Here is a 17,993-nt window from a genome sequence, read left to right on the forward strand (position 1 = left end):
GCCCACCCCGAGACCGTCCCCGCCGACGCCATGCCCGAGGGAAAGATGGGCCTCGACGCCGGCCCGGAGACCTGCGCGCTGTACGCGTCGAAGATCGCCGACGCGGCCACCGTCTTCTGGAACGGCCCGGTGGGCGTCTTCGAACACCCCGACTACGCCGAGGGCACCCGGGCCGTGGCCCAGGCCCTGATCGACTCGTCCGCCTTCACCGTCGTCGGCGGCGGCGACTCCGCGGCCGCCGTGCGGACGCTGGGTTTCGACGAGTCGGCTTTCGGCCACATCTCGACCGGCGGCGGCGCCAGCCTCGAATACCTCGAAGGCAAGACGCTGCCCGGCCTCGCCGCACTGGAGGACTGACCTTCCCATGACCGCAACACCCGAGACCGCGACACCTCAGAACGCCGGCCGCACGCCGCTCATGGCGGGCAACTGGAAGATGAACCTCAACCACCTCGAGGCCATCGGACAGGTGCAGAAGCTCGCCTTCGGCCTGAACGACAAGGACTTCGCGGCCGTCGAGGTCGCCGTCCTGCCGCCGTTCACCGACCTGCGCTCCGTGCAGACCCTGATCGACGGCGACAAGCTCAAGATCAAGTACGGCGCGCAGGACATCTCCGCGCACGACTCCGGCGCCTACACCGGCGAGATCTCAGGGCCCATGCTCGCCAAGCTCAAGTGCTCGTACGTGGTCGTCGGCCACTCCGAGCGCCGCCAATACCACGGCGAGAGCGACGAGGTGTGCAACGCCAAGGTCAAGGCCGCCTACCGGCACGGCCTCACCCCGATCCTGTGCGTCGGCGAGCCCGAGGCCGTCCGCGAGGAGGGCCGCCACGTCGAGCACACGCTCGCGCAGGTCGAGGGCGGTCTGAAGGACATCACGGCCGAGCAGGCCGAGACCCTGGTCGTCGCGTACGAACCGGTGTGGGCCATCGGCACCGGCAAGACCTGCGGCGCCGACGACGCCCAGGAGGTGTGCGGCGCGATCCGCGGCAAGATCGCGGAGCTGTACACGCAGGACGTCGCCGACAAGGTCCGCATCCAGTACGGCGGCTCGGTGAAGTCCGGGAACGTCGCGGGGATCATGGCGCAGCCCGACATCGACGGCGCTCTGGTCGGCGGCGCGTCGCTGGACACGGACGAGTACGTCAAGATCGTGCGCTTCCGCGACCAGTGAGTGTGCCGTAGCACGGATTCGTCGTACCCTTGCGGGGGCCGGCCACGGACGCGGACGCGTCCCGCGGTGGGCCCCCGCAGTACATCGCGGGTGCCGCCGCGCCCGGTATGACGGACGGTATCCGCGATGCTCGTACCAGCCGATTGTTGTTTTTCTGTCAATTCCACCCGTCCGAGGAAGTTGGTTCAGCCGTGGTTCTGGGGTTCTCGATCGCCCTCATCGTCTTCAGCCTGCTGCTGATGCTGCTGGTGCTGATGCACAAGGGCAAGGGCGGCGGCCTCTCCGACATGTTCGGTGGCGGCATGCAGTCGTCCGTGGGCGGCTCCTCGGTCGCGGAGCGCAACCTCGACCGCATCACCGTGGTCGTCTCCCTCCTGTGGGTGGCGTGCATCGTCGCGCTCGGCCTGATCATCAAGCTCAAGGGCTGACCCGCGGGCGGGTACCGGCTCCCCGGACGCGGCCTATCATGAGGTTCCGCGCCCGGCGCAGGGGGTAACTCCCGAAACTGGACGCGCGTTGGGCGTTACGTAGACTCACGCAGCCTGGGGTGCCCGGCCATCGGGGCGCCCGGCAGCGGAGCTGCCGTTCGAAGCTTTGCGGCACCATCACGCAGGGAGTTACGACCGTGGCAAGTGGCAACGCGATCCGGGGGAGCCGGGTCGGAGCGGGCCCGATGGGCGAGGCCGAGCGCGGCGAGTCCGCACCCCGCCTGCGCATCTCCTTCTGGTGCTCCAACGGGCATGAGACCCAGCCGAGCTTCGCCAGCGACGCTCAGGTTCCGGAGACGTGGGACTGCCCGCGCTGCGGCTTCCCGGCCGGGCAGGACCAGGACAACCCGCCGGACCCGCCGCGCACCGAGCCCTACAAGACCCACCTCGCGTACGTGCGCGAGCGGCGCAGCGACGCGGACGGCGAGGCGATCCTCGCCGAGGCGCTCGCGAAGCTCCGCGGCGAGATCTGAGCGGCGAGCGCCGACCAGGCCGATCCGGCCGGTCACCCGCGGGTGACCGGCCGGACGCGTTCGTGCCCGCCGGTCCCTCGGCCGTCACCCTGATCAATTAGGTTGGATTCCGAACAGGGACACGCATCCAGGCACGAGAAGAAGTGGGCTGATGTCCGACATGAACGCAACCGGCGCGCGCAAGAGGCTCAACCAGCTGCCCGAGTGGGCCGCACTCGGCAAGCACCGCGAACAGCTGGGCGACACCCACCTGCGCGATCTGTTCGCGTCGCAGCCGGAGCGCGGCACGGACTACACGGCGCGGGTGGGCGATCTCCGCCTGGACTACTCCAAGCAGCTGGTGACGGACGAGACGCTGGCGCTGCTGCGCGACCTCGCCAAGGCCACCGGTGTCGCCGAGCTGCGGGACGCCATGTTCCGCGGCGAGAAGATCAACACGACCGAGAACCGCGCCGTCCTGCACGTCGCGCTGCGCGCCCCGCGCGACGCGGTGATCGAGGTCGACGGCGAGAACGTCGTGCCCGCCGTGCACGCGGTCCTCGACAAGATGGCTGACTTCTCCGAGCGCGTACGCTCCGGCGCCTGGACCGGCCACACCGGCCGTCCCATCAAGAACATCGTCAACATCGGCATCGGCGGCTCCGACCTCGGCCCCGCCATGGCGTACGAGGCCCTGAAGACGTTCACCCGCAGGGACCTGACCGTGCGGTTCGTCTCCAACGTCGACGGCGCCGACCTCTACGAGGCGGTCCGCGACCTCGACGCGGCCGAGACGCTGTTCATCATCGCGTCCAAGACGTTCACCACCATCGAGACCATCACCAACGCCACCTCCGCGCGCAAGTGGCTGCTCGGCGAACTCGGCGCGGGCCAGGAGGCGGTGGCCAAGCACTTCGTGGCGCTGTCCACCAACAGCGAGAAGGTCGCCGACTTCGGCATCGACACGGCCAACATGTTCGAGTTCTGGGACTGGGTCGGCGGACGCTACTCCTACGACTCCGCCATCGGTCTCTCGCTGATGATCGCGATCGGCCAGGACCGCTTCCGCGAGATGCTCGACGGGTTCCACACCGTCGACGAGCACTTCCGCACCGCCCCCGCCGCCTCCAACGTGCCGCTGCTGCTCGGCCTCCTCGGCGTCTGGTACGGCTCGTTCTTCGACGCGCAGACGCACGCCGTCCTGCCGTACAGCCACTACCTGTCGAAGTTCACCGCGTACCTCCAGCAGCTGGAGATGGAGTCCAACGGCAAGTCCGTGGACCGCGCGGGCAACCCCGTCGACTGGCAGACGGGGCCCGTCGTGTGGGGCACGCCCGGCACCAACGGGCAGCACGCGTACTACCAGTTGATTCACCAGGGCACCAAGGTCATCCCCGCCGACTTCATCGGCTTCGCCCGCCCCTCCGGGGACCTGCCGGCCGGCCTGGCCGCCCAGCACGACCTGCTGATGGCCAACTTCTTCGCGCAGACACAGGCGCTGGCCTTCGGCAAGACACCCGACGAGGTCCGCGCGGAGGGCGTCGCCGAGGAACTCGTGCCGCACAAGACGTTCCGCGGCAACCACCCGACGACGACGATCGTCGCGCCGGACCTCACCCCGTCGGTGCTCGGCCAGCTCATCGCCCTCTACGAGCACAAGGTGTTCGTCCAGGGCGCCGTGTGGAACATCGACTCCTTCGACCAGTGGGGCGTGGAGCTCGGCAAGGTGCTCGCCAAGAACATCGAGCCCGTCCTGACCGGTGAGAAGTCGGCCGAGGGCCTCGACTCCTCGACGGCCGGGCTCGTCGCCCTGTACCGGACGCTGCGCGGCCGCTGAGCCGATGACGACGGGGGCGGGGGCGGCCGGAGCCGCGCAGACGACGCCGTACGGCCCACCGGGCGGGGGCGGGCCGCACCTGCGCGCCCCGCGCCAGACGCTCCACCCGCGCGCCGTCGCCTGGTGGCGCGCCCAGCTGCTGCTGGCCGCGGCGGGACCCGTCGCAGTGCTCGCCGTGCTCGGCGCGCTGATCGGCCCCGCGCGCGGCGGGCTGCTCACCGCGGCGGGCGCCGTCGCGGCGGCCGGTCTCCTGAGCGCCGCCCTGCTGCCGCGCTGGTGGTACCGGGTGCACCGGTGGGAGGTCACCGGCGACGCGGTCTATGTGCGCTCCGGCTTCTTCTGGCAGGAGTGGCGGGTCGCGCCGATGTCCCGGGTCCAGACCGTGGACACCGTACGCGGCCCGCTTGAACAGCTGTTCCGGCTCTCGACGGTCACCGTCACCACGGCGTCCGCGAAGGGCGCCGTGCACATCAGGGGCCTCGGCCCGGAGACCGCCACGGCGCTCGCCGAGCGGCTGACCCGGATCACCCAGGCGACGCCGGGGGACGCCACGTGACCGCCCCGCCGGCGGACACCGGCGAACGCGCACCGGCAGCGGAGGCCACCGAGGCGATCCCCTGGCAGCGGCTCGACCCGCGCACGTACGTCGTCACGGCGGTGGTCCTCGTCGGCGTCGTCGTCAGCGCGGGCGTGCCCACAGCGCTCGGCGTCATGGACTCCGCGGGCGTCAGCCGCGCCATGGCGTGGACGGTGGCGGGGGCGGTCGTGGTCACCGCGCTCGGCACCGGCATCGACTACGTGCGCTGGCGGCGCACCGGCTACCGGATCGGCCCCGAGCGCGCAGAACTGCGCCAGGGCCTGCTGCTGGTGAAGCGGCGCTCGCTGCCGCTCGACCGCATACGGACCGTCGACCTGACCGCGAATCCGCTGCTGCGCGTCTTCGGTCTGGTCACCGTACGGATCGGGGCAGGCGAACACGCCCGCGAGGGCGCGCTGGAACTGGAGTCCGTCGCGCGCGCCGAGGGCGAGCGGCTGCGCAGGGAGCTCCTGGCCCGGACCCCGCGGGCCGCGGGGGAGCGGCCCGACGAGGGCCTCCTCGCGTCGATACGGCCCGGCTGGGTGCTGTACGCGCCGCTGTCGTTCCTGTCCCCGCTGCTCGCCGGGGCGTCCGTGGGCGGTCTGCTGCAGATCAGCGACTGGTTCGGTGCCCAGGGGGACGTGATCAGGTTCGTGGCGCGCTGCCTGCGGCACGCGCCGCTGGGCTGGGCGGTCACCGCCTCCGTGCTCGCGGCGCTGCTCGCCGGTGCGGTCGGCGCGCTCGGCGTCTGGACCGAGATGTGGTGGCACTACCGGCTGGAGCGCGAACCGGGCGGCACGCTGCGGGTCCGGCGCGGACTGCTCACCTCGCGGTCCGTCTCCGTCGAGGAGCGGCGGCTGCGGGGCGTCGAGATCGTGGAGCCGCTCGGCGTCCGGCTGCTGGGCGCGGCCCGCGTGGACGCGATCGCCACCGGGCTCGTCCACAAGGAGACGCGGGAGAAGCACGTCGACCACCGCAATCTGCTGCCCGCCGCGCCGCGCGCCCTCGCGGACGAGGTGGCGGCGCGGGTGCTGCGCGAGGCGTCGGCGCCCACCGCGCGGTCGCTGTCCGCCCATCCGGCGGCGGCCCGCGCCCGCCGGCTGCGCCGCGCGGTGGCCGGGGCGCTCGCCCCCGCGGCCCTCTTCGCCGCCCTCGGCCTCTGGTGGGTGGCGCTGTGCGTCGCGGTTCTCGCCCTGCCGGCGGCCCTGTGCCTCGCGGTGACCGCGTACCGCTCCCTGGGCCACGGCCTCAGCGGCGCCTACCTGGTGGCGCGGTCCGGCGCGGTGCGCAGGTCGACCGTGGCGCTCCAGCGCTCGGGCGTGATCGGCTGGACCGTACGGCAGTCGTACTTCCAGCGCAGGGCGGGCCTCGTCACCCTGACGGCCACCACGGCCGCGGGACGGGGGCGCTACCACGTACGGGACGCGGCAGAGGCCGAGGCGCTGGCCTTCGCCGAGGAGGCGGCACCGGGCCTGCTGGCCCCGTTCCTGACGACCGAGGACACCTGACAGCCACCTGACGGGTCGCCGCCCGCTGGATGCCGTGGACGCGTCGGTCGAGTAACGGGTCCCGCCCGTCCGTCAGGCCGCGCCGCGCCCGCCGAGCTGGATGCCGGCCATCCGCTTCCACTCGTACGGTCCCGTGCTGACCCTGGCGGCGAGTTCGCCGTCGAAGGTGTCCTCGACGGGCAGCCCTGCCTGCTCGGCGGCGGCGCGCGCGACCGCGTCCGACGGCGCGACGAGGTCGCCCCAGCGGCCGTCCTCGCCGACGAGCACGATGCGGGTGCCGAGCCTGCCGAGGTGGGCGAGCCGGCCCTGCGCGCCGCCGTGGCGCGAGCCGAACGCGGTGATCTGCTTCGCCAGCCGGGCCGCCGTGCGCGCGGCCTTCGCCTCGCGGCGCCTCGCGGCCGGATCGGGCCGCTCGGCCGCCGGTGGCTCCTGCCCGGCGCCGGCCAGGTTCTCGGACGCGCCATCAGTCCCGGACGCGGCGCCGGCCTCCGCCTGCGCCCCAGCCTCCGGTTCCGACGCCGCCGCGGCCTCGGCGTCCGGCTTCGGCTTTGCGTCGGCCTCAGGCTTTGCGTCGGCCCCAGGCTTGGTCTCGGCCTCCGGCTTGGCCCCGGCCTTCGGTTCCGCGTCGGCCCCGGCTCCGGTCTTCGGTTCCGCGTCGGCCCCGGCCTCCGGCTTGGCCTCGGCCTTGGCCCCGGTCGTGGCCTCCGCCGCCGTCTTCTCCTCGGCGGCCGGGGCCCCTTCGGTATCCGTCTTCCCACCTGCCGCGGGCTTCTCGCCCGCCCCGGACGCAGCCTCAGCCTCCGAGGGGGCCTCCGCCCCGGACGCGGCCTCCCCCTCCGACGAGGCCTCCGCCTCGGACGAACCGCCGGCCTCGGGCTTCCCGGCCGTCTCAGCCGGGGCGTCCGCCTCGGGGGCCTTCTCCTCGGCGCGTGCGCGTTCGCCCTGCCCGGTCTCTTCGCTCTCTGCCATGTGCGCAGGCTACCCACGGGTAGCGGAAACGGCGACGCCCCGGCCGCGTGGCTTTGGCCACGCGATCACCGGGGCGTTCAAGGACGCAGGACGTTCAGCGCAGGAACGGGTCCACGGCCACCGCGACGAACAGCAGCGACACATAGGTGATGGACCAGTGGAACAGGCGCATCTCCTTGAGCTTCGCGCCCACGACTCCCGCCCTGGCGCGCGCCTGGAGCCTGTGCGCCTCGGTGAGCCACCACGCGCCGGACAGCGCGGCGACCGCCGTGTAGAACCAGCCGGTGTAGCCGAGCGGCGTCAGCGTCAGCGACACCAGGACCATGACCCAGCTGTAGACGACGACCTGCTTGGCGACGGCCTTGTTCGTGGCGACGGCGGGCAGCATCGGCACGCCGACCCGCTCGTAGTCGCCCCGTACGCGCATCATCAGGACCCAGGTGTGCGGCGGCGTCCAGAAGAAGATGACCAGGAAGAGGATGACCGCGGCCCACGACATCGAGTTCGTCACGGCCGACCAGCCGATGAGGACCGGCATGCAGCCCGCGATGCCGCCCCAGACCACGTTCTGCGAGGTGCGCCGCTTGAGGCCCATCGTGTAGACGAGCACGTAGAAAAGCAGCGCGCCGAGGGCCATCGCCGCCGACAGCCAGTTCACCAGCAGTCCGAACCACAGCGTGGAGACTGCGGCGAGGGCGAGGCCGAATACGAGCGCTTCGCGCGGGGAGACCATTCCGGTCACGAGGGGCCGCTGCGACGTCCTGTCCATCAGGGCGTCGATATCACGGTCGATATACATGTTCAGGGCATTGGCGCCGCCTGCGGAGAGATAACCGCCGACACAGGTGGCGAGTACCAGCCAGAGGTCCGGAACGCCCCGGGCGGCGAGGAACATCACCGGAACGGTGGTGATGAGCAACAGCTCGATGATCCGCGGCTTCGTCAGCTCCACGAATGCCCTGACGCGCGCTCCGAACGGCCGATGGGCCCTCGGGCTCGACGTCGCGGCGACCCCTGCGGGTCGGGACTCGACGGCCGTCACGTACACCCCTGACAGAGAAATCCCAGCAAGCTCCGGGCGGCGTGAAGCCCCGGTGAAGACTTGCGCGTACCACGCCACTCTAGACGTTGCCCAGATGCCGTTCTCCGCGGGGGTCGGTCGTGTTGGGGGCACCCACGGGCCATACGAATGGCTCACCGGGAGGCGGACTTCCGCCCCTGGCCGCACCCTGGGAATGCACGGGAAATGCACGGGAAATGCATGCGCGAGTCCGCCACGGCCGCAAGGGTAGGCTCGGCATTGATCCGGTGCGCCCGCAGGACACCGGCCGTGACATGTGGAGAGGAGCCCTGACTCAGGGTGAGCACCAAGCCGACCACCACAGACCTCAAGTGGACAGAGCTGGACCAGAGGGCGGTCGACACCGCCCGTGTCCTGGCAGCGGATGCCGTGCAGAAGGTCGGCAACGGCCATCCCGGTACGGCGATGAGCCTGGCCCCGGCCGCGTACACCCTCTTCCAGAAGGTGATGCGCCACGACCCCGCCGACGCGAACTGGACCGGCCGTGACCGGTTCGTCCTGTCCGCCGGGCATTCGTCTCTGACGCTCTACATCCAGCTGTACCTGGCCGGTTTCGGCCTGGAGCTGTCGGACCTGGAGGCCCTGCGGACCTGGGGTTCCAAGACCCCGGGCCACCCGGAGTACGGCCACACGGTCGGTGTGGAGACCACGACGGGACCGCTCGGCCAGGGCGTCGCCAACGCGGTGGGCATGGCCATGGCCTCGCGCTACGAGCGCGGCCTGTTCGACCCGGAGGCCGCGCAGGGCACGTCCCCGTTCGACCACTACATCTACGCGATCGCGGGCGACGGCTGCCTCGAAGAGGGCATCTCGGCCGAGGCGTCCTCCCTCGCGGGCCACCAGAAGCTCGGCAACCTGATCCTGCTGTGGGACGACAACCACATCTCGATCGAGGGCGACACCGAGACCGCGATCAGCGAGGACACCGTCAAGCGGTACGAGGCGTACGGCTGGCACGTGCAGCGCGTCCAGCCGCAGGAGAGCGGCGACCTCGACCCGGCGGCCCTCTACGCGGCGATCCAGGAGGCCAAGTCCGTCACCGACCGGCCGTCCTTCATCGCGATGCGCTCGATCATCGCCTGGCCCGCGCCGCACGCCCAGAACACCGAGGCCGCGCACGGCTCGGCGCTCGGCGCGGACGAGGTCGCGGCCATCAAGCGCGTCCTCGGCTTCGACCCCGAGCAGAACTTCGCGGTCGCCGACGAGGTCGTCGCGCACACCCGCAAGGCGCTCGACCGCGGTCGCGAGGCGCGTGCCGAGTGGGAGAAGGGCTTCGCCGCCTGGCGCACCGCGAACCCGGAGCACGCCGCGACCTTCGACCGGGTCGCCTCCGGCGTCCTGCCCGAGGGCTGGGAGGACGCGCTGCCCGTCTTCGAGGCCGGCACGTCGCTGGCCACGCGCGCCGCGTCCGGCAAGGTCCTCCAGGCGCTCGGCCCGGTCATCCCCGAGCTGTGGGGCGGCTCCGCCGACCTCGCGGGCTCCAACAACACGACGTTCGACAAGAACTCCTCGTTCCTGCCCGTCGGCAACCCCCTGCCGGAGGCGGACCAGTACGGCCGCACGATCCACTTCGGCATCCGCGAGCACTCGATGGCCGCGGAGATGAACGGCATCACGCTGCACGGCAACACCCGTGTCTACGGCGGTACGTTCCTCATCTTCTCGGACTACATGCGCAACGCGGTGCGCCTGTCCGCCCTGATGCACCTGCCGGTGACGTACGTGTGGACGCACGACTCGATCGGTCTCGGCGAGGACGGCCCGACGCACCAGCCGGTCGAGCAGCTGGCCACGCTGCGCGCCATCCCCGGCCTCAACGTGGTACGCCCCGCGGACCCGAACGAGACCGTCATCGCGTGGCGCGAGATCCTCCGCCGCTACACCAAGGAGTACGGCAAGGGGCACCCGCACGGCCTCGCGCTGACCCGCCAGGGCGTCCCGACGTACCCTGCGAACGAGGACACCGCACGCGGCGGTTACGTGCTCGCGGAGGCCGAGGGCGGCGACCCGCGGGTCGTGCTCATCGGCACCGGCTCCGAGGTCCAGCTCGCCGTCGCGGCCCGCGAGCAGCTCCAGGCCGACGGGGTCCCGACGCGCGTCGTCTCGATGCCCTCGGTCGAGTGGTTCGAGGAGCAGAGCCAGGAATACCGCGAGTCCGTACTGCCGCCGTCCGTGAAGGCGCGCGTGGCGGTCGAGGCGGGCATCGCCCTGACCTGGTACCGCTACGTGGGTGACGCGGGCCGTGTCGTCTCGCTCGAGCACTTCGGCGCCTCGGCGGACGGCAAGGTCCTCTTCCGCGAGTTCGGGTTCACCCCGGAAGCCGTGGTCGCCGCCGCGCGGGAATCTCTCGACGCCTCCACACGCTGACGCCAGTACACGACAAGTAGGAGATGCAACCGACATGACAGACGCACTGAAGCGCCTCTCCGACGAAGGCGTAGCGATCTGGCTCGACGACCTGTCGCGCAAGCGGATCACCTCGGGCAACCTGGCCGAGCTGATCGACGAGCAGCACGTGGTGGGCGTTACGACGAACCCCTCGATCTTCCAGAAGGCGATCTCTCAGGGTGACGGGTACGACACCCAGCTCACCGACCTCGCGGCCCGCAGGGTGACCGTCGAGGAGGCCGTCCGGATGATCACCACGTCGGACGTGCGCGACGCCGCCGACATCCTGCGCCCCACGTTCGACGCGACGGGCGGCACGGACGGCCGGGTGTCCATCGAGGTGGACCCGCGTCTCGCGCACAACACCAGGGCCACGATCGCCGAGGCCAAGCAGCTCGCCTGGCTGGTGGACCGGCCGAACACGCTGATCAAGATCCCGGCGACCAAGGCAGGTCTGCCCGCGATCACCGAGACCATCGGCCGCGGCATCAGCGTCAACGTGACCCTGATCTTCTCGCTCCAGCGCTACCGCGAGGTCATGGACGCCTACCTGAGCGGTCTGGAAAAGGCAAAGGCCGCGGGCCTCGACCTCTCCAAGATCCACTCCGTGGCGTCGTTCTTCGTCTCCCGCGTGGACACCGAGATCGACAAGCGCCTCGCCACGCTGGGCACCGACGAGGCGAAGGCCCTTCGCGGCAAGGCCGCCGTCGCCAACGCCCGCCTCGCCTACGAGGCGTACGAGGAGGTCTTCGGCAGCGAGCGCTGGGCCGCCCTCGACCGTGCCCAGGCCAACAGGCAGCGCCCGCTGTGGGCGTCCACGGGCGTCAAGGACAAGGCCTACAAGGACACGATGTACGTCGCCGACCTGGTCGCGCCGAACACCGTGAACACCATGCCCGAGGCGACGCTCGACGCCGTCCAGGACCACGGCGAGATCACCGGTGACGCCGTCCGCGGCACGTACGACCAGGCCCGTGCCGACCTGGCCGCCCTGGAGAAGCTGGGCATCTCCTACGATGAGGTCGTCCAGCTCCTCGAGGACGAGGGCGTCGACAAGTTCGAGACGTCCTGGAACGACCTCCTCAAGTCGACCGAGGCGGAGCTCAAGCGCCTCGCCCCCTCGGAGGGCTGATCCCCTTGACCGCAACCCACGGAGCCAATCCGCTCCGTGACGCCGCGGACCGGAGGCTCCCGCGCATCGCGGGGCCTTCGGGCCTGGTCATCTTCGGTGTCACGGGCGACCTGTCCCGCAAGAAGCTGATGCCGGCCGTCTACGACCTGGCCAACCGCGGCCTGCTGCCGCCGGGCTTCTCGCTCATCGGCTTCGCACGCCGCGACTGGGAGAACGAGGACTTCGCCCAGGTCGTCCACGACGCCGTCAAGGAGCACGCCCGCACCTCCTTCCGCGAGGAGGTCTGGCAGCAGCTGAGCCAGGGCATGCGGTTCGTGCAGGGCACCTTCGACGACGACGAGGCGTTCGAGACCCTGAAGACGACGATCGACGACCTCGACAAGTCGCAGGGCACGGGCGGCAACTTCGCCTTCTACCTGTCGGTGCCGCCGAAGTTCTTCCCCAAGGTCGTGCAGCAGCTCAAGAAGCACGGGCTCGCCGACCAGAAGGAAGGGTCCTGGCGCCGCGCCGTCATCGAGAAGCCCTTCGGCCACGACCTCAAGTCCGCCAAGGAACTGAACGCGGTCGTCCACGAGGTCTTCCCGCCGCACGAGGTCTTCCGGATCGACCACTACCTCGGCAAGGAGACCGTCCAGAACATCCTGGCGCTCCGCTTCGCCAACACCCTCTTCGAGCCGATCTGGAACCGGTCGTACGTCGACCACGTGCAGATCACCATGGCCGAGGACATCGGCATCGGCGGCCGGGCCGGGTACTACGACGGCATCGGCGCCGCGCGCGACGTCATCCAGAACCACCTGCTCCAGCTCATGGCGCTGACCGCGATGGAGGAGCCCGCCTCCTTCGACGCGGACGCGCTGGTCGCGGAGAAGACCAAGGTGCTCGGGGCCGTACGGCTGCCGAAGGATCTGGGCGACGCCACCGTGCGCGGGCAGTACGCGGCGGGCTGGCAGGGCGGCGAGAAGGCCGTCGGCTACCTCCAGGAAGACGGCATCGACCCCAAGTCGAAGACCGACACCTACGCCGCCATCAAGGTCGAGATCGAGAACCGCCGCTGGGCCGGCGTCCCGTTCTACCTCCGCACCGGCAAACGCCTCGGCCGCCGGGTCACGGAGATCGCGGTCGTCTTCCAGCGCGCGCCGCACTCCCCCTTCGACCACACCGCCACGGAGGAACTGGGCCAGAACGCCCTGGTCATCCGCGTCCAGCCGGACGAGGGCGTGACGATGCGGTTCGGCTCCAAGGTCCCCGGCACCTCCATGGAGGTGCGGGACGTCTCGATGGACTTCCAGTACGGCGAGTCCTTCACCGAGTCGAGCCCCGAGGCCTACGAGCGGCTCATCCTCGACGTCCTGCTCGGCGACGCCAACCTCTTCCCGCGCACGGAGGAGGTCGAGCTGTCCTGGAAGATCCTCGACCCGATCGAGGACTACTGGGACAAGCACGGCAAGCCCGCCCAGTACGAGTCCGGGACCTGGGGCCCCGCCGAGGCGGACGAAATGCTCGCACGAGACGGACGGAGCTGGCGGCGGCCATGAAGATCGATCTCACGGACACCACGTCCAGCAAGATCAACAAGGCGCTGGTGCAGGGCCGCAGGGCCATCGGGTCCCCGGCCGTCGGCATGGTTCTCACCCTGGTCGTCGTCACCGACGAGGAGAACGCGTACGACGCCCTGAAGGCGGCGAGCGACGCGTCGAGGGAGCACCCCTCGCGGATGCTCGTCGTCGTCAAGCGCCCCTCGCGCTCCCCCCGGGACCGGGCCAACGCCCGCCTCGACGCCGAGGTGCGGGTCGGCGAGGACGCCGGCATCGGCGAGACGGTGGTCCTCAGGCTGTACGGCGAGGTCATCGACCACGCCCAGTCGGTGGTGCTGCCGCTGCTGCTGCCCGACGCGCCCGTCGTCGTCTGGTGGCCGGTGAACTCGCCGCCCAGCCCGGCCAAGGACCCGCTGGGCGCCCTCGCGCAGCGCCGCGTCACGGACTCCTACACGGCGCAGAACCCGGTCGAGGAGCTCAAGGAGCGTGCCGCCGTCTACACCCCGGGCGACACGGACCTGGCGTGGAGCCGTATCACCCCCTGGCGCTCCATGCTGGCCGCCGCGCTCGACCAGGTGACCTGCAAGGTCAGCTCGGTCGAGGTGGAGGGCGAGCAGGACAACCCGAGCTGCGAGCTGCTCGCGATGTGGCTGGCCGACCGCCTCGGCGTGCCGGTGCACCGCGCCGTCTCCAAGGGCCCGGGCCTGACCGCCGTACGGATGGAGACCACCTGCGGTCCCGTCTCCATCGACCGCGCCGACGGCTCCCTCGCCACGCTCTCCATCGAGGGCCAGCCCGACCGGGCGGTGGCGCTCAACCGCCGCGACACGGCCGAGCTGATCGCGGAGGAGCTGCGCAGGCTCGACCCGGACGACACCTACGCCTCGACGCTGCGCTACGGCGTGGAGCGGCTGCACGAGCCGAAGCCCGGCGCGGCGGGAGACGGCGCGAAGGGCGGCGCGGCCCCCGCCGCGAAGAAGACGGCGGCCAAGAGGACGGCGTCCAAGTGAGCACGGCGCCGCAGCTCGTGGTCCACCGCGACAAGGAGCTGATGGCCTGCGCCGCGGCGGCGCGGCTGATCACGAAGATCGTGGACGCGCAGGCGTCGCGCGGCACGGCGTCGGTCGTACTCACCGGCGGGCGCAACGGCAACGGCCTGCTGGCCGCGCTGGCGTCCTCGCCCGCGCGGGACGCGGTCGACTGGTCGCGCCTCGACCTGTGGTGGGGCGACGAGCGCTTCCTGCCCGAGGGAGACCCGGAGCGCAACGCCACCCAGGCCCACGAGGCGCTGCTCGACAGCGTTCCGCTCGACGCCAAGCGGGTGCACGCGATGCCCGCGTCGAACGGTCCGTACGGCAGCGACATCGAGGCCGCGGCAGCCGCCTACGCCGCGGAACTGGCCGCCGCCGCGCGCCCAGAGGACCACGCGCAGGTGCCGTCCTTCGACGTTCTGATGCTGGGGGTGGGCCCCGACACGCACGTCGCGTCCCTCTTCCCCGAGCTGCCGGGCGTACGGGAGAGCGAGCGCACGGTCGTCGCGGTGCACGGTGCGCCGAAGCCGCCGCCGCTGCGCATCTCGTTCACGCTGCCCGCGATCAGGGCGGCGCACGAGGTGTGGCTGCTCGCGGCGGGCGAGGACAAGGCCGAGGCGGCGGAGATCGCGCTGTCCGGCGCGGGCGAGATCCAGGCGCCCGCGGCGGGCGCGACCGGCCGGGCGCGCACGCTCTGGCTGCTGGACGCCGCGGCGGCCTCCAAGCTGCCGCGTTCGCTCTACCCGCCGGCCTCCGCCTGACGAGTCACGCAACGGCCCGGTCCCCCTCCGCACCGCGGAGGCCGGACCGGCCCGTTCCGCCGCTCAGGGGCGACACCCCGGGGGCGAGTCGTGCGCAGGCGTACGGCCCGGACGGGGCGCCCGCGCCCCGCGCGCTCAGACCGTCGCGGCGATCGGGGGTTCCGACTGGGCCGGGGTGCCGGGCGCGGACAGGGGGCGCTCCCTGAGGCTGACCGCGACGCGCAGGACGCCGATCCAGACCGCGCAGATGCCCAGCATGTGTACCGCGACGAGGAGTTCGGGCACGCCGGTCGCCGACTGGATCACGCCGACGACGCCCTGCGCGAGCAGGACCAGCAGGAAGTTGCGGGCCAGCACGCGGGTGTCGCGCGGCGCGTCGACGACGTGCAGGCCGATCCACAGGGCGGCGGCCATCACGCAGACGAGGCAGGCCAGGCCGCCGTGCACGTACACCGTGTCCAGCCAGTCGAACGGCATCCGCGGCACCTTGTTGCTGTCGCCCGCGTGGATGCCCGACCCCGTCGCTCCGGTGCCCGCGGCGATCAGGACGGCCGTCGCGACGACCATCCAGGCCGTCAGGCGGCGCAGCGGCAGCGGTGCGCGCGGCCTGGCGGGCAGGTCGCCCTCGCGGAAGCGCAGCCAGGTCATGGTGGTCACCGTGACGAAGACCATGGCGAGCAGCAAGTGGCCCGCGACCGTCCAGGGGTTGAGCTTGACCAGGACGGTGATGCCGCCGAGCACCGCGTTCGCGACGACCAGCCAGAACTGCGACCAGACGAGCCGGGTGACGCCGCGCCTGCGGGGCTTCGCGCAGCGGGCCGCGACGATGGCCCAGCCGACGACGACGCAGAGCACGTCCGTCAGCATCCGGTTGCCGAACTCGATCGCACCGTGGATGCCGAGCGTGGGGGTCGCCGTCAGGCTCGCGTCGGAGCACTTGGGCCAGGTGGGGCAGCCGAGTCCCGAGCTGGTGAGGCGGACCGCGCCGCCGCTGACGACGATGACGACGCTCGTGACCACGGCCGCAAGGAGCGAGTAGCGGACCAGGCGGTCCGACGGCGTCCAGCGTGCGGCCAGGTAGGCGAGGGGGTTCCGGGCCGCTTCGGCCACATCTGCCCGGGTGACGTTCGGCATGGGGTTCATCGTAGGCGGCCGCTTGTGCGGGTTTTCACGAGGGGTGGCGCGCAGCCGAGCGCGTGCGACCGCTTCCGGCGGCGCGCGGGACTACTCCCAGCGGAAGAAGGCGCCCGCGGCGCCGAGGCCCACGACGGTCCACCCGGCCAGGACTCCGAGATCGCCCCAGGGGACCGAGGCGCCGTGCTGGAGCACGTCCCGCAGCCCGCCGGAGAGCGCGGCGATCGGCAGCAGCTGGAGCACCTCGCGAGCCGCGTCGGGGAACTTGTCGAGCGGCACGATCACCCCGCCCGCCACCAGCAGGAGGATGAACACCAGGTTCGCCGCGGCGAGCGTCACCTCCGCCTTGAGCGTGCCCGCCATCAGCAGGCCGAGCCCGGAGAACGCCGCCGTGCCGAGGACCAGCAGCAGGACCACCGCGCCCGGGTTGCCGTGGGGCGACCAGCCGAGCAGCAGCGCGATGACGCTCAGCAGCGCGACCTGGAGGACCTCGGTGACGAGCACGCACAGCGTCTTCGCGGTCATCAGGCCCCAGCGGGGCAGCGGGGAGGCGCCGAGCCGCTTGAGGACGCCGTAGCGCCGGTCGAACCCCGTGGCGATGGCCTGCCCGGTGAAGGCGGTGGACATGACCGCGAGGGCGAGGATGCCGGGCGCGAGGAAGTCCACGGACTTCCCCCGGCCGGTGTCCACGATGTCGACCGTCGAGAACAGCACCAGCAGCAGCGACGGGATGACCACCGTCAGCAGCAGCTGCTCCCCGTTGCGCAGCAGCAGCTTCGTCTCGAACGCGGTCTGCGCCGCGATCATCCGGGTCAGCGGCGCCGCGCCCGGCGCCGGCGCGTAGGTGCCCGTACCGGTGGCGGTACCCGTGCCGGCGCCCGTACCCACGGGACCCGCTGTGGCGGTCATCGGCGCAGCTCCTTGCCGGTCAGTTCGAGGAAGACGTCCTCCAGGGTGTGCCGCTCCACGGAGATGCCCTCGGCCATGACGCCGTGCTGCGCGCACCAGGACGTGACGGTCGCGAGCAGCTGCGGGTCGACCGTGCCGGCGATCCGGTACGCACCCGGGGTGAGCTCGGTGGCACCCGAGCCGTCCGGCAGCGCCTTGAGCAGCGAACCGAGGTCGAGCCCCGGCCGGCCGGTGAAGCGCAGGGTGTTCTCCGCACCGCCGCGGCACAGCTCCTCGGGGTCGCCCTGGGCGACGACGCGGCCCGCGTCCACGATGACGACGTCGTCGGACAGGGTCTCGGCCTCGTCCATGAAGTGCGTGGTCAGGACGGTGCTGACGCCGTCGGCACGCAGCTGCCCGATCAGGTCCCAGGTCGCGCGGCGGGCCTGCGGGTCCAGGCCCGCGGTCGGCTCGTCCAGGAAGACCAGTTCGGGCCGGCCGACGACGGCGAGCGCGAGGGCGAGCCGCTGCTGCTGGCCGCCGGAGAGCCGCCGGTAGGTGGTGCGGCCGCAGGAGCCGAGGCCGAGGCGCTCGATCAGCGCGTCCACGTCCAGCGGGTTCGCGTGCAGCTTCGCCATGTGGCGGAGCATCTCCTCGGCGCGGGCGCCGGAGTACACGCCACCCGACTGGAGCATCACGCCGATCCGGGGGCGCAGCCGCGCCGCGTCCCGGACCGGGTCGAGGCCGAGGACGCGTACCGTGCCCGCGTCGGGCCTGCGGTAGCCCTCGCAGGTCTCGACGGTGGTGGTCTTGCCCGCGCCGTTGGGTCCGAGGACGGCGGTGACCGTGCCCGCGCGTACCAGCAGGTCCAGGCCGTCCACGGCGGTCTTGTCCCCGTAGCGCTTGACCAGGCCCCGGATCGACACGACGGGGTCGGGCCCGCTGCCGGTGACGTCGGGGGAGTCGCTGTGCATGGGCGAAGTCTAGGCAGCGCCCGTGCGGCGGCCGACCACGGGGGAGCGGGACCCTTCCTTA

The 17,993-nt window shown here is 71.9% G+C and carries 17 protein-coding genes; 12 read left to right on the forward strand and 5 right to left on the reverse strand.

Features of this window, described 5'->3' with window-relative positions; all coding sequences use genetic code 11:
• From pgk to LCE31_RS10030, 7 genes are all read left to right on the forward strand, one after another.
• Positions 1-357, forward strand: a 357-nt coding sequence (gene pgk, locus LCE31_RS10000; protein ID WP_225013806.1) for a phosphoglycerate kinase, incomplete at its 5' end; no start/stop codon positions are given.
• 61 nt (positions 358-418) lie between these two features.
• Entirely contained in the window at positions 419-1,174 is a 756-nt protein-coding gene (tpiA, locus tag LCE31_RS10005) for a triose-phosphate isomerase (RefSeq protein WP_225013832.1), read from the forward strand.
• Positions 1,175-1,365: 191 nt separating this feature from the next.
• A complete protein-coding gene (gene secG / locus LCE31_RS10010; protein WP_225013807.1) occupies positions 1,366-1,602 on the forward strand; it encodes a preprotein translocase subunit SecG in 237 nt (78 codons plus the stop codon).
• A 197-nt stretch (positions 1,603-1,799) separates the two neighbouring features.
• Positions 1,800-2,135, forward strand: a complete 336-nt coding sequence (locus LCE31_RS10015) for an RNA polymerase-binding protein RbpA (RefSeq protein WP_079060169.1) — start codon at positions 1,800-1,802, stop codon at positions 2,133-2,135.
• Positions 2,136-2,295: 160 nt separating this feature from the next.
• The gene (pgi, locus tag LCE31_RS10020) at positions 2,296-3,951 is read left to right on the forward strand and encodes a glucose-6-phosphate isomerase (RefSeq protein ID WP_225013833.1); all 1,656 of its coding nucleotides are present in this window, start codon (positions 2,296-2,298) and stop codon (positions 3,949-3,951) included.
• Positions 3,952-3,955: 4 nt separating this feature from the next.
• Complete coding sequence (locus tag LCE31_RS10025) at positions 3,956-4,507, forward strand: PH domain-containing protein (protein ID WP_225013808.1); 552 nt, start codon at positions 3,956-3,958, stop codon at positions 4,505-4,507.
• Between the two features lie 56 nt (positions 4,508-4,563).
• On the forward strand, positions 4,564-6,036 hold the full coding sequence (locus tag LCE31_RS10030; RefSeq protein ID WP_225013834.1) for a PH domain-containing protein: 1,473 nt from the start codon (positions 4,564-4,566) through the stop codon (positions 6,034-6,036).
• 72 nt (positions 6,037-6,108) lie between these two features.
• Here the strand turns inward: LCE31_RS10030 and LCE31_RS10035 are convergent, their stop codons facing one another.
• Positions 6,109-6,390 carry a hypothetical protein gene (locus LCE31_RS10035; protein WP_225013835.1) on the reverse strand — a complete coding sequence of 94 codons (282 nt, stop codon included), beginning with the start codon at positions 6,388-6,390 and terminating at the stop codon, positions 6,109-6,111.
• A gap of 709 nt (positions 6,391-7,099) precedes the next feature.
• Complete coding sequence (locus LCE31_RS10040; protein WP_225013809.1) at positions 7,100-8,047, reverse strand: heme o synthase; 948 nt, start codon at positions 8,045-8,047, stop codon at positions 7,100-7,102.
• Between the two features lie 318 nt (positions 8,048-8,365).
• Between LCE31_RS10040 and tkt the strand changes: the two genes are divergently transcribed.
• From tkt to pgl, 5 genes are read left to right on the forward strand one after another with little or no spacing between them, the layout of a single operon-like run.
• Positions 8,366-10,453, forward strand: coding sequence for a transketolase (gene tkt, locus LCE31_RS10045; RefSeq protein WP_225013810.1), 2,088 nt, complete (start codon positions 8,366-8,368; stop codon positions 10,451-10,453).
• Between the two features lie 34 nt (positions 10,454-10,487).
• Positions 10,488-11,606, forward strand: coding sequence for a transaldolase (tal, locus tag LCE31_RS10050; RefSeq protein ID WP_225013811.1), 1,119 nt, complete (start codon positions 10,488-10,490; stop codon positions 11,604-11,606).
• A 5-nt stretch (positions 11,607-11,611) separates the two neighbouring features.
• The gene (gene zwf, locus LCE31_RS10055; protein WP_225013812.1) at positions 11,612-13,144 is read left to right on the forward strand and encodes a glucose-6-phosphate dehydrogenase; all 1,533 of its coding nucleotides are present in this window, start codon (positions 11,612-11,614) and stop codon (positions 13,142-13,144) included.
• Positions 13,141-14,154, forward strand: coding sequence for a glucose-6-phosphate dehydrogenase assembly protein OpcA (opcA, locus tag LCE31_RS10060; RefSeq protein WP_225013813.1), 1,014 nt, complete (start codon positions 13,141-13,143; stop codon positions 14,152-14,154). Before zwf ends, opcA begins: the two co-directional genes overlap by 4 nt.
• Positions 14,151-14,936 carry a 6-phosphogluconolactonase gene (gene pgl / locus LCE31_RS10065; protein WP_225013814.1) on the forward strand — a complete coding sequence of 262 codons (786 nt, stop codon included), beginning with the start codon at positions 14,151-14,153 and terminating at the stop codon, positions 14,934-14,936. Before opcA ends, pgl begins: the two co-directional genes overlap by 4 nt.
• Before the next feature lie 135 nt (positions 14,937-15,071).
• On the opposite strand, the gene LCE31_RS10070 is transcribed toward pgl, so the two are convergent.
• The 3 genes from LCE31_RS10070 to LCE31_RS10080 all read right to left on the reverse strand — a co-directional run bounded on the left by LCE31_RS10070 (position 15,072) and on the right by LCE31_RS10080 (position 17,932).
• Complete coding sequence (locus LCE31_RS10070; RefSeq protein WP_225013815.1) at positions 15,072-16,079, reverse strand: COX15/CtaA family protein; 1,008 nt, start codon at positions 16,077-16,079, stop codon at positions 15,072-15,074.
• Positions 16,080-16,160: 81 nt separating this feature from the next.
• The gene (locus LCE31_RS10075) at positions 16,161-16,979 is read right to left on the reverse strand and encodes an ABC transporter permease (protein ID WP_225013816.1); all 819 of its coding nucleotides are present in this window, start codon (positions 16,977-16,979) and stop codon (positions 16,161-16,163) included.
• On the reverse strand, positions 16,976-17,932 hold the full coding sequence (locus LCE31_RS10080) for an ABC transporter ATP-binding protein (RefSeq protein WP_225013817.1): 957 nt from the start codon (positions 17,930-17,932) through the stop codon (positions 16,976-16,978). Before LCE31_RS10080 ends, LCE31_RS10075 begins: the two co-directional genes overlap by 4 nt.
• Positions 17,933-17,993: the final 61 nt, after the last annotated feature.

The organism is Streptomyces sp. 8L (assembly GCF_020176795.1).
GTDB lineage: Bacteria > Actinomycetota > Actinomycetes > Streptomycetales > Streptomycetaceae > Streptomyces.

What these genes read in the sequence shown, in the direction of transcription:
- tpiA (WP_225013832.1), top strand. Translation starts at nt 419, where the DNA reads ATGGCGGGCAACTGGAAGATGAACCTCAACCACCTCGAGGCCATCGGA.
- pgi (WP_225013833.1), top strand. Translation starts at nt 2,296, where the DNA reads ATGAACGCAACCGGCGCGCGCAAGAGGCTCAACCAGCTGCCCGAGTGG.
- LCE31_RS10025 (WP_225013808.1), top strand. Translation starts at nt 3,956, where the DNA reads ATGACGACGGGGGCGGGGGCGGCCGGAGCCGCGCAGACGACGCCGTAC.
- tal (WP_225013811.1), top strand. Translation starts at nt 10,488, where the DNA reads ATGACAGACGCACTGAAGCGCCTCTCCGACGAAGGCGTAGCGATCTGG.
- opcA (WP_225013813.1), top strand. Translation starts at nt 13,141, where the DNA reads ATGAAGATCGATCTCACGGACACCACGTCCAGCAAGATCAACAAGGCG.
- LCE31_RS10070 (WP_225013815.1), bottom strand. Translation starts at nt 16,079, where the DNA reads ATGAACCCCATGCCGAACGTCACCCGGGCAGATGTGGCCGAAGCGGCC.
- LCE31_RS10075 (WP_225013816.1), bottom strand. Translation starts at nt 16,979, where the DNA reads ATGACCGCCACAGCGGGTCCCGTGGGTACGGGCGCCGGCACGGGTACC.
- LCE31_RS10080 (WP_225013817.1), bottom strand. Translation starts at nt 17,932, where the DNA reads ATGCACAGCGACTCCCCCGACGTCACCGGCAGCGGGCCCGACCCCGTC.